General features: G+C 56.6%; 15 protein-coding genes. 4 read left to right on the top strand and 11 right to left on the bottom strand.

Going from position 1 to position 13559, the window contains the following annotated elements; translation table 11 throughout:
- Window positions 1-3: 3 nt before the first annotated feature.
- The gene (locus IMCC12053_RS04840) at window positions 4-765 is read right to left on the bottom strand and encodes a DUF1365 domain-containing protein (protein WP_062216245.1); all 762 of its coding nucleotides are present in this window, start codon (window positions 763-765) and stop codon (window positions 4-6) included.
- Window positions 762-2060 carry an NAD(P)/FAD-dependent oxidoreductase gene (locus IMCC12053_RS04835; protein ID WP_062216243.1) on the bottom strand — a complete coding sequence of 433 codons (1299 nt, stop codon included), beginning with the start codon at window positions 2058-2060 and terminating at the stop codon, window positions 762-764. Before IMCC12053_RS04835 ends, IMCC12053_RS04840 begins: the two co-directional genes overlap by 4 nt.
- A gap of 259 nt (window positions 2061-2319) precedes the next feature.
- On the opposite strand from IMCC12053_RS04835, the gene IMCC12053_RS04830 reads away from it, so the two are divergent.
- Together IMCC12053_RS04830 and IMCC12053_RS04825 are read left to right on the top strand one after the other, a co-directional pair.
- The gene (locus tag IMCC12053_RS04830) at window positions 2320-2910 is read left to right on the top strand and encodes a sigma-70 family RNA polymerase sigma factor (protein ID WP_062216242.1); all 591 of its coding nucleotides are present in this window, start codon (window positions 2320-2322) and stop codon (window positions 2908-2910) included.
- A gap of 3 nt (window positions 2911-2913) precedes the next feature.
- The gene (locus tag IMCC12053_RS04825; protein ID WP_062216240.1) at window positions 2914-3549 is read left to right on the top strand and encodes a ChrR family anti-sigma-E factor; all 636 of its coding nucleotides are present in this window, start codon (window positions 2914-2916) and stop codon (window positions 3547-3549) included.
- An 85-nt stretch (window positions 3550-3634) separates the two neighbouring features.
- Here the strand turns inward: IMCC12053_RS04825 and dtd are convergent, their stop codons facing one another.
- The 3 genes from dtd to IMCC12053_RS04810 form a co-directional block, all read right to left on the bottom strand.
- The gene (gene dtd / locus IMCC12053_RS04820; RefSeq protein ID WP_062216238.1) at window positions 3635-4075 is read right to left on the bottom strand and encodes a D-aminoacyl-tRNA deacylase; all 441 of its coding nucleotides are present in this window, start codon (window positions 4073-4075) and stop codon (window positions 3635-3637) included.
- Window positions 4072-4995: a carbohydrate kinase family protein gene (locus tag IMCC12053_RS04815; protein WP_062216236.1), complete on the bottom strand. Its 924-nt coding sequence runs from the start codon at window positions 4993-4995 to the stop codon at window positions 4072-4074. Before IMCC12053_RS04815 ends, dtd begins: the two co-directional genes overlap by 4 nt.
- A gap of 123 nt (window positions 4996-5118) precedes the next feature.
- On the bottom strand, window positions 5119-6159 hold the full coding sequence (locus IMCC12053_RS04810; protein WP_236852535.1) for a TFIIB-type zinc ribbon-containing protein: 1041 nt from the start codon (window positions 6157-6159) through the stop codon (window positions 5119-5121).
- 163 nt (window positions 6160-6322) lie between these two features.
- Here IMCC12053_RS04810 and IMCC12053_RS04805 point away from each other — a divergent pair, with 163 nt between their 5' ends.
- The gene (locus IMCC12053_RS04805; RefSeq protein WP_143089961.1) at window positions 6323-6694 is read left to right on the top strand and encodes a CZB domain-containing protein; all 372 of its coding nucleotides are present in this window, start codon (window positions 6323-6325) and stop codon (window positions 6692-6694) included.
- 27 nt (window positions 6695-6721) lie between these two features.
- Here IMCC12053_RS04805 and IMCC12053_RS04800 read toward each other — a convergent pair whose 3' ends face one another.
- The 6 genes from IMCC12053_RS04800 to IMCC12053_RS15560 all read right to left on the bottom strand — a co-directional run bounded on the left by IMCC12053_RS04800 (window position 6722) and on the right by IMCC12053_RS15560 (window position 13018).
- Window positions 6722-7096, bottom strand: a complete 375-nt coding sequence (locus tag IMCC12053_RS04800) for a hypothetical protein (protein ID WP_062216230.1) — start codon at window positions 7094-7096, stop codon at window positions 6722-6724.
- A 105-nt stretch (window positions 7097-7201) separates the two neighbouring features.
- Complete coding sequence (locus IMCC12053_RS04795; protein ID WP_062216228.1) at window positions 7202-8317, bottom strand: SPFH domain-containing protein; 1116 nt, start codon at window positions 8315-8317, stop codon at window positions 7202-7204.
- 14 nt (window positions 8318-8331) lie between these two features.
- A complete protein-coding gene (locus IMCC12053_RS04790) occupies window positions 8332-9294 on the bottom strand; it encodes a DUF2927 domain-containing protein (protein ID WP_062216226.1) in 963 nt (320 codons plus the stop codon).
- Between the two features lies 1 nt (window position 9295).
- Complete coding sequence (locus IMCC12053_RS04785) at window positions 9296-10486, bottom strand: toxic anion resistance protein (RefSeq protein ID WP_062216224.1); 1191 nt, start codon at window positions 10484-10486, stop codon at window positions 9296-9298.
- A 72-nt stretch (window positions 10487-10558) separates the two neighbouring features.
- Window positions 10559-11443 (bottom strand): 5-bromo-4-chloroindolyl phosphate hydrolysis family protein, encoded by an 885-nt coding sequence (locus tag IMCC12053_RS04780; RefSeq protein WP_062216221.1) that lies wholly within the window; start codon window positions 11441-11443, stop codon window positions 10559-10561.
- Window positions 11444-11662: 219 nt separating this feature from the next.
- Window positions 11663-13018 carry a pseudouridine synthase gene (locus IMCC12053_RS15560; RefSeq protein ID WP_082389039.1) on the bottom strand — a complete coding sequence of 452 codons (1356 nt, stop codon included), beginning with the start codon at window positions 13016-13018 and terminating at the stop codon, window positions 11663-11665.
- Window positions 13019-13098: 80 nt separating this feature from the next.
- Between IMCC12053_RS15560 and IMCC12053_RS04770 the strand changes: the two genes are divergently transcribed.
- Entirely contained in the window at window positions 13099-13548 is a 450-nt protein-coding gene (locus tag IMCC12053_RS04770) for a nucleoside deaminase (RefSeq protein WP_062216219.1), read from the top strand.
- The last annotated feature ends 11 nt before the right edge of the window (window positions 13549-13559 follow it).

The following is a 13559-nucleotide window of genomic DNA, read 5'->3' as shown; positions in this document are numbered from 1 at the left end:
GATTTAGATCTCTTCTGATTTGGTGAGGTCAGTGGGGGGCGCGGGCGGTTGGCGGCGGTAGACCGCGCCTTTGAGTTTGAGGATCAGCGCTTGCCAGTGGATAAGAGCAATGGTGCGAAACGCGCCTAGCGGGCGGCGCGCATAGCCGCGCAAGATTCCAACATTGGTCAATGGTTTGCGTGGGCCGCTTAAGGTCGCAATCACACCCTCAGCGCCATTCTCGTGCAAAATGCGTACAGCGATCTTGTCGGGGCGAATGTCAAAGTTAAAATGATACAGGCCCTCAACCGTCTGAAAGGGCGAGACATGCAGGTGCTTTGTCGCCGTGATGCGAATGTCTTTTGTGATCGCTGCGCGATTTGGCGCGGTGCACAGGTAGGAGTGTCTGTCGCCAAACGGGGTTGAGACCTCGGCGATCACCGCAATGAGGTCGGTCCCACGCCATCCAAGCCAAAAGCTAACAGGATTAAAGACATAGCCCATAAATCGAGGTTGCGTCAAAAGCTCCAGACGTAGATCGTCCAATCCCTCGGCTGCGAAAATCTCGCGTGCCCATACGGTGCCGCGCCCGTGTTTGACGGGGCCACCATGATCGCGGTCATGCACAGAGGCGAGGTTGAAGCGATTGCGCGAAAACAACCGCGGACCGCGCGTGCTATCAGGATCGATCAGTACATAGTCGACGCCATAGCGAAAGGCATTGGCGATGGACCCGCGCCGCGCATGGACCGTCTGGCCGGCGATATGATCGGGGTACGCGCTCACTGTGCCGCGACAGGCAATTGTGCCTGCGCTTTTAGGCCATCTGCGACCTGTACGGCGGAATGAAACCCGTCCTCATGAAAGCCATGACGCAGATACGCGCCGGCAAACCACGTACGATTGTCACCCTGAATCTCTGAAATCTCGCGCTGGGCATTGAGGGCGGCGGTGTCAAAGACGGGGTGATGGAACGTGGCTTCGTCGTATATCATGTCTTGCGGCACCTCGTGGGCGGGGTTGAGGCTCACGAATAAGGGATCGTCTTGCGGGATAGATTGCAAGCGGTTCATCCAGTACGTCACGCCCAAACGTGTCGCCTCTTTGTCTGTGTCGGCCTTATAGACCCAGCTTGACCAACAGGCTTTGCGCTTTGGCATTTGCGATGTGTCGCGGTGCAAAATCACGGTGTTGGGTTGATAGCGCAGGTTTCCAAGGGCGTGGGCCTCTTGGGGCGTGCTGACCGCCAACATGGCAAGAGCTTGATCAGAGTGGCACGCAAAAACCACTTGATCAAAGCAGTCTGCGGGGCGGTTGGTTGCATCTATCGTGACGCTTACATCGGTTCGCGTGACGTTTTGCACAGGGGCACCAAGGTGAAAGGTGACGCCCTTGGCGCGCAAATGCGCCTCAAGGCGTCGGACATATTCAATAGACCCACCTTTGACGGTCCACCATTGGTGCTGTCCGGTGGCCGACAACAGCGCGTGATTGCGAAAGAAGCGCAACAAAGATGCGGCAGGGTAGGCGGAGATATCTTGAACCGAGGTTGACCAGATCGCGCCACATATTGGCATCAAGTAATGATCACGGAACTCTTGTCCCAATCCCATCTGCGCAATCAATTCGCCGATGGTGGTTGTCTCATTGTCCACATGCGCCTCGGCTTTGGCGTTAAATTTCAAGATGTCGCGTACCATTCGCAAAAACGCAGGGCGCGCAATATTGCGGCGCTGACCGAACAGCGCGTTTAGGTCATTGAGTCCGTATTCGATCCGCCCGCCATCAATGCTCGCGCCAAACGACATATCCGAGGGGATGACAGGTACATCGAGATCGGCGAACATTGCCGTAAGATGCGGATAGTTGGCATAGTTGTACACGATAAATCCGGTATCTACGGGTTGATCCCCACGCAGTCCGGCCATAATCGTTCGGGCGTGACCGCCAAGACGGTTCTCGGCCTCATACACAGTGACATCATGCGTATCAGCAAGCAGATAGGCGGTGGCCAGTCCGGAGATGCCCGAGCCGATAATTGCGATACGAGGACGGGACAGCGGCAGGGCGTCAAAGGACATAAGTACTCTCAGTTTTTGGGTCAGTTATTGTATTTACGCAGCTCAGCGGGTTGCGGATCATTCATAAGGCAATTCATACTGGGCGCACCCGCTTTCGTAGTCATGTGGCTTTTTCAAAAAAAGTGTTCACAAAAATGATCCACCTCTCGACGCGGCCCGTAAGAGAGATATGCTGACCCATGAAAATCATATTTCGCAGTCATTTCCGCCCGCTCTTTTGGGGGGATGTTTTGTGATACCACCTCAAGGGGAGGCCCACGTGCCAGACACGGAGCCAAAAGACACAGAGCCAGAAACGGCGGCGCCGAGAACGTACTCCGAGCAAACACAATGGATGCTCGCCGTGCGCGACCGGCGTGATCGCGCGGCGTTTTGTGCGCTATTTGACTATTTTGCGCCGCGGATGCGCGGAATGATGATGAAATCGGGCATGTCGTCGGCGGTCGCTGATGACATTGTGCAAGATGCAATGTTGTCCGTGTGGCGCAAATCGGCAAGTTTTAATCCGGAGCGTGCGGATGTGGCGGGGTGGATTTTCCAGATCGCCCGCAACCGCCAGATTGATATCATTCGCAAAGAACGCCGTCCTGTGCCTGAGGAGTTGGCAACGCCAGAGACCACCGGCGAGCACGCCGAACAGGTTGTGGCGATGGAACAAGAGACGGCCAAATTGCGCGCCGCATTGGCTACGTTAAAGCCAGAGCAACGTGATTTGGTTGAAAAAGCCTATCTTGGGGAGCTGACGCATTCCGAGATTCAAATTGAGACGGGACTGCCGCTAGGCACAATCAAATCCCGTATTCGCCTCGGCCTTGAACGGTTGCGGCATGAACTGAAAGGAGCGCGATAACCGATGAGCGGTATTCGTCACCATATCTCCGAGGGGCTATTGGCCTCTTATGTCGCGGGCTCGCTGCCCAAGCCGTTTTCACTGGTTGTGGCGGCCCATGTGTCGCTGTGCGAAACCTGTCGTGCCTCTATTGCGGCTCATGAGGCTGTGGGCGGCGCAATCCTTGATGATTTCGAGCCGATTGATGTTGGCGATGCACTCCGTGATCGCGTACTGGCGCAGCTAAATGATGAGGTTTCACCTGAGCCGGTTTACACGGCGCGCGGACCGCTGCCTGCGCCTGTTGTCGAAGCATTGGCTGGCAAAGAACCAAAATGGCGCTCACTAGGACCGGGGGCAAAGCAGTGCATCTTGTCTGATGACGCTCAAGGTTCGTTGAGGCTGTTGAGCATTGAGCCGGGTATGGAAATGCCGGATCACGGTCATGGCGGTTTGGAGATGACTCTTGTGCTTCAAGGGGCATTTACGGACGAGACGGGGCGGTTTGGGCGCGGCGACTGCGAAGTGGCTAATGACGATGTTGAGCACACCCCGATTGCGGCGGCGGGCGAGGTTTGTATTTGTCTGGCCGCAACGGATGCACCGCTCAAATTCAACTCGATCTTGCCGCGTTTGTTTCAGCCGTTTTTCCGTATTTAACGCGCCAACACATAGATTTAAAAACGCCGTCCAATAGGTTTGGGCGGCGTTTTATGTTGGGGGGATGACCCTGCGCGCGGAGGTGTCAGTCCTGTGTGTCGAGCCAAATCGTTATGGGACCGTCATTGATGAGGGACACTTTCATATCCGCGCCAATAATGCCGGTCTCACTGGGCACACCTTGGGTGCGTAGCTGTGCGGTAAAGCGTTGATAAAGCCTTTCGCCGACATCAGGCGGAGCGGCCGCCGAAAAGCCGGGTCGGTTGCCTTTGGTCTGCGCGGCTAAGGTGAATTGGCTCACGACAAGAGCGCTACCGTTAATGTCGCGAACACTCAGGTTCATTTTGCCAGCATCGTCTTGGAATATGCGCAGCTTTGCGATTTTCGCGGCCAACTTGTCTGCGTCCTCGGTGGTGTCGTCGCGCATCGCACACACGAGAACCAAAAGGCCCGCGCCGCATTGACCCACGACATCGCCGTCGACGCGAACAGCCGCCTCGCTAACCCGTTGAACGAGTGCCCTCAAAGCTCTGATTTCCAAGGTGGATTAGCACCCGCGCGCGATACGGTAATGGCAGCGGCTTGCGCCCCAAGCGATAGGGCGGCACGGATCGTATCCTCGTCCAAATCTGCAACCGCGTCTTTGGTCAACTTTCCTGCGGCGTCCAAAGAGGCCAAAAGCCCCGCATTGAATGTGTCGCCTGCGCCAACCGTGTCGACCACATCCACCTTGTTGGCTTTGACCTGTACGATTTTACCCGTTGACGTAAATCCACGCACGCCCTCGCTGCCTTCGGTCAGGCAAACGAGTTTTGGGCCTTTGGTCAAAAGCGTTTGAATGTGGTCCTCAATCGTACCTTCTCCCATCAGCCAGATCAGATCCTCGTCCGATACTTTGACGATATCGGCGAGCGCCACCATATGTTCGATGCGTGCACGATACCGGCTTTCATCGGTGATAAATCCAGGGCGAATGTTCGGATCGATCATTGTGACGCGTGTCGGGGCGGCCTGTGCAAACAGGGATTCATAGACGGCACCACATGGCTCCACCGGTAGCGAGATTCCACCGCAAAAGACCGCATTGATTGCATCTGGCAAGACAGGCAAATCATCTTGCGACAGCATCCGCCCCGCCGTGTTCTCGTCGTAGAACGCATAGGTCGCATGGCCGTCGACCAGTTTGACAAAGGCCACTGTGCAGGGGCGATCTGTGGTCACGGACAAAGTGGCATCGACATGGCTCTCATCAAGCTTGGATTTGAGCAAATCCCCAAAGAAGTCGCTGGAAAATCCTGAGAAAAAGCCCGCTGGCGCACCAAGTCTGCCCAATGCGATTGCGGTATTGAACACCGCGCCACCTGCATAAGGAGCATAGGCATCTTCGCCCTGCGTGGTTTCACGCGGTAGCATGTCGATTAGGGCTTCGCCTGCACACAAGATCATGTCGGTCTCCTCATTGATTTGGCCTTCGTTTTAGGCCTGTTACCGCTACCAAAGCAAGCAGTTCTTGAGCAATCATTCGCCGCGCGAGCAATTGCTCACGCGCGACGCGATTGGAATTGATCCCTATGATGGCTGATTGATGGCGATGAGATATCCGATGGCTCCGGCAAGCAGCGCCACGCCCACTGCCGCAAAGGTGACCTTCCATGCCGAGTAGGGTCGTTCCCCTAGCACTCGCCCTGTGCGCCCGTTGACAACAAAGCGATAGGTTTTCCCGCGATATTTGTACGCAGCGATCCAGACAGGCAGCAAAACATGTTTGAACGTCACATCGCGCACTTTGGTTTGCACATCGTGCACGCGCTGACGGTCTCCGCCAATATCAAACCGGATATCGCGTAGAATGACGCGGTTCATATGGTCGCGCGCCGCCGCAAATCCTTCGTCGAGGGTGACGGAATACGCCTCGGCCCGAAATCCCGCGAGATAGTCCGGTACATAGGGTTGCATCTCGGAAAGATCCCACGGCTCCAACCCTTGCGTGTATTTTTGCGGTAATGCGTGCGATGCCAAGACCAAGATGTCATCAAAAAAACGCGCGACATGGCCAGAGCGCGGTTTCCATCGTGTCTTTCCCTCGCGGATCGTTTTGGTTTTTCCGTTGTGGTTGATCTTGTGGGTCACATAGTAATCATCGCCGCGCTCGCCGCGGTACTGAGTGGCGGTACCCGCGTCAAAGGTCCAGTACGGCACATAAATACCGTCCATCTTACGGCCTTTTCGCGCGTAGGCCTGTAACCCGTTTGGGGCAAGCCAGAGCCGCCCCAACCAATCCGACATTGCGACATGAGCTTGGGATTCGGCCAAGGCGAACGGCAAAAGCCCGCGAGGCTTTATGTGTCGGTGCGCACCAGTATCTGCGACCACGGGCGTGGCGCAGTAGGGGCATTGTTTGGCATGATTGGTGTCGTTGAATTCGACGCGGGCCCCGCAGTTGGGGCATTCGGAGACGCGCGTCTCCACCATGTCGGGGTGCGAGACTGCGGATGCTAGAGCACCTTGATAGTCCAATTCTCGCACCTCTGGTGCGTGCTGTGTGTCGAGAGCCGCCTGTGCCCCGCAATGATCACAGGCAAGCCGGCCAAGTTCGGGCGCAAATCGCATGTCTGCGCCGCATGTTCCGCATGGAAAACGGTGATCTTGTCCGACGGGCGTTAGATCATGTGTAGTGGTCCCGCGTCTCATCGAAGAATCCCGTTGTTTTATACAGTGTTAAGATGCCTGTGGCAGTGTCCAGTCGCAAGTGAACAAATTTTGGGGTGTTGCGTTGGATAAGTTCGTTTTAGATCGCCAGATATCGGAGGCCATTGGGGCCCATGCCATGTGGCGTACAACGTTACGTGAGGCCGCGCAAACGGGTGCCTTGCCGAAGCCTGCGCATAAAATCGGGTGTGATGATGATTGCCCTTTCGGAAAATGGCTCCACTCCTTGGAACGCGACCCTGTTGTTGTCCAAACGCAGGCCTATAAGCGCGTTGTGCAAAAACATGCTCTGTTTCACAACTTTGCGGGTGAGGTCGCGACACATGTTGAACAGGGTGACACTAAGACGGCAGCGGCGAAGCTATCAACAAACTTTATCGCAGGCCGGTCTTATGCGCTGCTCGATGCAATGATGATGTGGCAAGAGGCGATATAGCGCTGTTGCCACTTTGCTCACCTGATCTCAACGTTCTAGGTGCTCAAAACTGACGAGTTGTGCGATATTGTTACGCTTTGTCGTGGTAAAGCGGATGATGTGGCAAAATAAATGTGTGCCTGATCCATCACGGGTGAGACGTCCCGACACTGTGCCTGCTTTACCATGGGTGATGACCTGATCGATCGTGATGGAGACAGGGGGGCGTATCGCGGACACGGCCGCCAAAATGACATCGCGCCCGACCTCACAGGGCGCATCAGAGCGGTCCCATGTGGCGGCGTCGACCAATTGGTCCGCATTCAAATCGCCAACACCCATGAGCGCAAGGGCGATCTGTTCCGCGTGCGCCGCATCGCGTGTTTGCGCGCTTTTGGACGTACGATGAACTCGCGGTGTCATGGCGTTGTTTTTCCCGTTCTCATCTTATCTTTTGCGTATAACGTGACGTGCCCCGCATGTTTATTTGCGGGGCGCGTCACGGGACTGTGTATCGGTGCGTTGCTGTTAAACGCCTGCGGGGGGCGGCGGGGGCGCTATGGTGAACAGTTGTGCCAATTCGATGACCTCATCGGCTTTCATCCACCCGTCTTGGCCGGGGGTCCATACATGGCTCTCGCGGGTCAGCGCGCCGGAGGCGGCCTTCTGACCCATTTCGGCCTTTGAAAACGGACCTGTTGTCGCGCCGTTTGCGGCAATATGCCAAACGTGCTCGACGGATGGCGGTGGTGGTGTTTGCACCGTGGTTGGGCGTGCGCCCCATGGGCCTGCCGCCTGACCGACAGAGGCTTGTGTGGCCATCGCCATGCCCATGCCTGCGCCCATTCCGGCCCCCATGCCGGATGCCATCGCGCTATCGCCTGCGCTCATTGCCTCTGCGGCGGACAGTTTCATATAGTTGTCGAGATTGCCGACGATGCCCATTGATGTGCGCTTATCCAACGCCGCCTCGACCGCTTCGGGCAATGATATGTTCTCAATGTAGAACTCGGGGATCATAAGGCCGTATTCATCGACGATGGCGGAAATCTCGGTTGCGACCAACTTTCCCAGATCGGCGGTGTTTGCGGCCATGTCGAGCACGGGAATACCACTGCTTGCGATGATCCGCGAAAAGGCCTGAACGATGATGTTGCGGATCTGATAAGAGATCTCGTCCATCGTAAATTCGCCGTCCGTACCCACGATCTCGGTGAGGAAGCGCGCGGGGTCCGATACTTTGACGGCATAAGTACCAAACGCACGAATGCGTACGGGGCCAAATTCGGGATCGCGGCAGATGATCGGATTTTTCGTGCCCCATTTGAGGTTTCCGAAACGGGTCGTGTTGACGTAGTAGATTTCAGATTTGAATGGCGATTTGAAACCATGATCCCAATGATTGAGCGTGGTCAGGATCGGCATGTTGTTGGTTTCAAGCATATAAAGGCCGGGTGTAAAGACATCCGCCAACTGGCCTTCGTGGACAAACACCGCCGACTGGCCCTCGCGCACGGTTAGCTTTGCGCCGTATTTGATCTCATGCGCTTCGCGTTCAAACCGCCAGACCATCGTGTCGCGCGTGTCGTCAACCCAATGGATGACATCGATAAATTCGCCGGAAAGAAAATCAAAAATTCCCATGTTGGAGTCCTGTCTTATAAAGGGTCGCCCATTAATTCGCGCGCGATTTGGGTCGCAATGGCGCGGGCGGTGTCGGGTTGCATACCGGCCGTCAGCCGAGGGTCGTAAAGGATGCGCAGCAATAGCTCGTCGTGACGGGTCAAAAGCGCAAATTCCTCGTCATCGTTAAAAATCGACGGGCGCGCATGCGGGCTATCATTTGCCAATCCCAGCCCTTGTGCGATTTCTTCGTGAAAACACGAGGCCCGCATAAGGTCGGGGTGCTCACCGCGAATGACCGCAACGGCCGTGCGGTAGGCGCCATCGTCGGCAGGGTCCGAAGCAATCACAAGGCAATAGGCCGAGGGTGGCATGTTCTCGACCGAGCGTACGGCCGCAGAGGGCAACCCTGGGATCAATTGTGCAAGGCGCGGTCCCGCTGCGCGCCGTTCATCTTCATTGAGAACCAGAACATGAAAGTTGGGGCGCGCAGAGACTGCCACGGAATGTCCCGTGGCGCGGCCCAATTGCGCGGCTAATGCGGTTAAGGTTGCTTGGTCCTTTGTGCGTTGCGCGGCGGGAACGGATGCCCCGAACTCAAGGCCGAGCCGCACGGGAACGATCCATTTATGCAGTGTCGAGCGGGTCGTACGCGCCACGTATTGCCCACCGACATCGGTGTACTCGTCGTTCAGCGCAATCGCGTCAAAGTTCTCGGCCAATTGGCGCGCGCCGAACGGGGTGTCTGCTCCGCCCGCATCGGTACGTAGCAATTCATTGCGCAAAAGATCCGCTTGGACTTTGGCGTAGTAACGCACCATGTCTAGGCTCGCAGCGGAGCGTGCAGCGGGTTCGGTTCGCGGTACGGTCGGCGCTAATTGGGTTGGATTGGCGCGCGGTGCGGGTGTTGGTTGTGGCGGGGTGGTCGTCACGCATGCGCTCAGAGCGAGCGCAACTGCGCCCGCACTCAACGACTTGATGTGCCCACCCCGCCACATATTAACGCGGAACGGAGGTTGCGGCGTTGTCGCCTGTGCCCGAGCGTTTGGATTTGGCCGCGGCCAAAGTATCGCGAAGCTCGCCCTCCATTTTCTTGAGGTCTTCTTCGGCTGAGGCGCGCTTGAGCTTGCCGGCGTCTGCGATCTCAAGGCTCTCTTCGATTGTTGCGATCAATTCGGCATTCGCAACTTTGACAGCCTCGATGTCGAATACGCCACGTTCCATTTCCTCGCGCACGACTTTGTTCGCTTCGCGCAGATTTTTGGCGTTGGCGGTCAACAACTCATTGGTCAGATCGTTGGCATCTCGGACTGCGTGGGCGGCTTCGGCTGAGCGTTGAATGGTTACCGCTTGGGCCAATTGAGTTTCCCAAAGCGGGACGGTGTTGACCAGCGTCGAGTTGATTTTGGTGACCAAAGATTTGTCGTTCTCTTGGACCAAACGGATTGAGGGCAGCGATTGCATGGTCACTTGGCGCGTCAGTTTAAGATCATGCACGCGGCGTTCCAGATCATCACGGGCCGAACGCAGATCGCGCAGCTCTTGGGCGAGCATGACCTGTTTGTCTTCGGGTGCTGCGTTGACCTTATTCTCCTTGGCGGGAATGGTTTTGGTATCGAGCTCTTGCAGTTTTTTCTCACCCGCACGGATGTAGACCGCCAGTTCATCGTAGAACGCCAGCGTTTTGGCGTACAAGATATCGAGTGATTTTACGTCTTTGAGCAACTTGTGCTCGTGGGACAGCAAGTTGTCGGTGATTTTGTCAATTTGACCCTGCACCGTCTCGAAACGGGCGACGAATTTCGCCATGGGGGCTGCGCGCCCCAACAGTTTTTCCCACCATGCCCGTTTACGGCGAACGTCCAACTCGGACACAGAAAATCCGCGAATGGTGGACACAATACTGCCAAGGCTGTCGCCAGCGGGGCCGACATCCTTGTTGCGGACTTCGGCCAGCATGGACTGCGAAATCTCTTGCAATTCGGCCTGTGCACCGGAGCCAAAACGCACAATTGATCCTGTGTCGCTCATGTCGATTTCGGCCATTGCACGTTTGACCTCATCAGCGGCAGGGGCATCCTTGCCACGCACGGCAACAAGCTCCCCTTTGGGCTCTGGCAAAACCACGGCTGTGATTTCCTCAACGTCCTTCAATGTTGCTTGTGCCTTTTGGCGCACGGTGTCCGACATATGTTTCCCCTCGTACAATCTTGATGTTTTAACGGTTAAGTGTTCGCCTTGGCCCAGTCGGGCAAGGGTTGGTTATTGGCGGATGCCCTCACGAGCCAATCGCTCACGCAAAACATCTATCTCGATGTCGAGATCTGTTTTGTTGTCGATGAGCAGTTTTTCGGTACGGGCGACAAAGTTTTTCTCCAAGTCGTCCAAGAGTGCAAACCACGATATACGGGCTGCGTCATTGCGTGACCGCTCCCATAGATCGACAAATTTAGTGGTCGCATCGCGTGCCCCCAAGAGGTAGACGCCCAGATATTTACGCGCGGCGGTCAGATCACGCGGATCATCCTCGACGGTGCGGCACATGGTGCGGGCGGTGGAGATGAATTGATCCAGACGGCGTTGCGCCTCGCGGTCGCGGGTGCGCAACATGGCTTGGTGCATGATTTCAAGATGCCCCTCGGCCTCATCCACAACCTTTGCCACGCGGTCTTGTTGAAAGGTGTCGACCCCGTCCATGCCTTTGTTTTTCATGGGATCAAAGCCAAAGGCAAGGCTATGCAAGCCCGCACCAAGGATTGCAAAAATCACCGTCTCCACCGCGCCCCATCCGAACGCACCAACAAGGCCTAGACCCAATCCAGTCAGGATCGAGCCAAAGAGTTTGCGGGGAAAGGCGGGCTTGCGTGCAACTTTACGTGCTTCATACGCTTCTTGGGCTTTGAGCCCTTCGCGGGTTAAAAAGCCAGCTGCCAAAAGACATCCTAATGCGGCCAGATAGCCAGCCATCGTGATTGGCTCTGATTGAAAGGCTTTGATCGCCAATGGGATGGAGGCGAAAAACAACAGGTTCGAGCGCGCGCCAACGTGTGTTGGACTTTTGCCGTTAAACGGGCGTTTTGAATTGGATTGGGTGTCGATTGTCTCACCACTGTCGGGCGAAAACGTTGCGCCATAGCGTTTGGCCATGCTTACGCCCCCTGTGCTTTGAGCGTGGCATAAAAGGTCAGCGCTACCAGTAGATAGTAGGCGAGTTTCGAAAACTTGCTGTTACTCATAATGCGCCGTTTCCCCTCACGATACTGTCATTCCTCAAGATATAGGAAGGAATGACTGACCGTGAAAGGGTTAAGGCAATAAGGGCGGATTGTCGCCGCCCTTTTTAAATTTTAGCGATGCGTTGTGCGATTAATCGCGCGTGCGTGGTTTGCCCGTGGGCTTGCCGTGGGATTTGAACCCGCCCGAACGTGGTTTTCCGCCTGCGCCACCACCGTGGGATTTGAATCCAGACGAGCGTGGCTTGCCGTCTTTGCCGCCGCCATGTGATTTGTAACCACCAGATTTGAAGCCGCTGGGTTTGCCGTCACGATCCCCGCCGCGTCCTGCGCCATCACGGTCGTCGCCGCGTGGGCCGCCTTTGCCCTTAAATCCACCTTCGCGGGGCTTAAAGTCGCCATCACGTTTTTTAAATCCGCCATCGCGGTCGCCATCACGTTTCTTGAAGCCGCTCGGCTTGCCACCGTCACGATCGCCATCGCGTTTTTTAAAGCCTCCATCGCGATCACCGTCGCGGCGTGGTTTAAAATCGCCATCGCGCTTTTTGAAATCACGGTCGCCGCCACGTTTGTCATCGCGTCCGCCACCCTCGCGTCCATCACGGCTGACTTGGCGTTTGGGTGGATTTCCATCTTCGATTTCGATGCCAAGCTGGTCACGCAGAACGCGTGCTTTCACTTCTTCGACTTCGCCAGGTTTGACAAAGCCCAAGCGGAACGGGCCGTAAGAGATGCGAATTAGGCGGTTCACGACGAGGCCGATGTGTTCCATTGCGCGGCGAATTTCGCGGTTTTTACCTTCGCGGATGCCCACGGTCAGCCATGCGTTGGCCCCTTGTTGGCGGTCAAAGACAACTTCCATCGGTTGGAAATGTTCGCCGTCAATTGTGATGCCTTTGCGCAGCGGCTCAAGCACAGCCTCAGTCGCATTGCCCTTCACACGGACGCGGTATTTGCGCATCCATCCGGTGTCTGGCAATTCGAGCAACCGCTTTAGCTCGCCGTCATTGGTCAACAACAGCAAGCCCTCGGATGTGATATCAAGGCGTCCAACGGACATGACGCGCGGTAGATCTTTGGGCAGGCTGGAAAAGACCGTTTCGCGGCCTTTCTCGTCTTTCTCCGTGGTCACCAAACCCGTGGGTTTGTGGTAGAGCCACATGCGAGGCTGTTCGGGTGCGCCCACGTCCTTGCCATCCACAGTGATGCGGTCTTTGGGCAGCACGTTGAGGGCAGGGGAGGCGACCGTGCGGCCGTTGACCGTCACACGGCCCTCTTCGATCATCAGTTCGGCGTCACGGCGCGAGGCGATGCCCGCGCGGGCCAGAACTTTGGCGATCCGGTCACCGGGGCGGGTTTCGCCCTCTTTGATCTTTTGGTCACGTTTGACGTCTTTTGGACGGATACCCCGTTTGAAGGTCTTACCACCTTTAGAGGCGGGACCATTGGACGAGGTGCGTGCGGGTTTTTTATCTGTGGGGCGTGTCATGCGCTTGCCATAGTGCGCTTTGATGCACTTGGGAAGGGGGCACGGCTTGCGTTGGGCGCATTTCCGCGTCACGAAAGGGCATGACATTTCGTTCTCATATGGATTTGGCCTTTGAACAGGCCCGTTTGGCCCAAAGTCGTGGCGAAGTTCCCGTGGGCGCGGTTGTGGTCGCCCCGAGCGGAGAGATCATCGGGCGTGGCGGTAATGAGACCCGTGCAGGCCATGATCCGACTGCCCACGCGGAGATCGTGGCCATTCGCGCGGCCTGTGCCGCTTTGGGCGTCGAGCGTCTCACGGGCTGCGATCTTTACGTGACGTTGGAACCCTGTCCGATGTGTGCGGCGGCCATTTCAAACGCACGCATAGCACGGCTGTATTATGGCGCGGGCGATCCCAAGTCGGGCGGCGTGGCGCATGGGGCCAAGATCTACGCCCACGCCCAATGCCACCACGCGCCAGAGGTTTATGACGGCATTGGCGCGGTGGAGGCCGAGGCGATGTTGCGCGATTTCTTTGCGGCACGCCGCTAAAATCCCCACCC

This window comes from Celeribacter marinus, from assembly GCF_001308265.1.
GTDB lineage: Bacteria > Pseudomonadota > Alphaproteobacteria > Rhodobacterales > Rhodobacteraceae > Celeribacter > Celeribacter marinus.
This window is presented reverse-complemented; position numbering and strand designations above follow the sequence as displayed.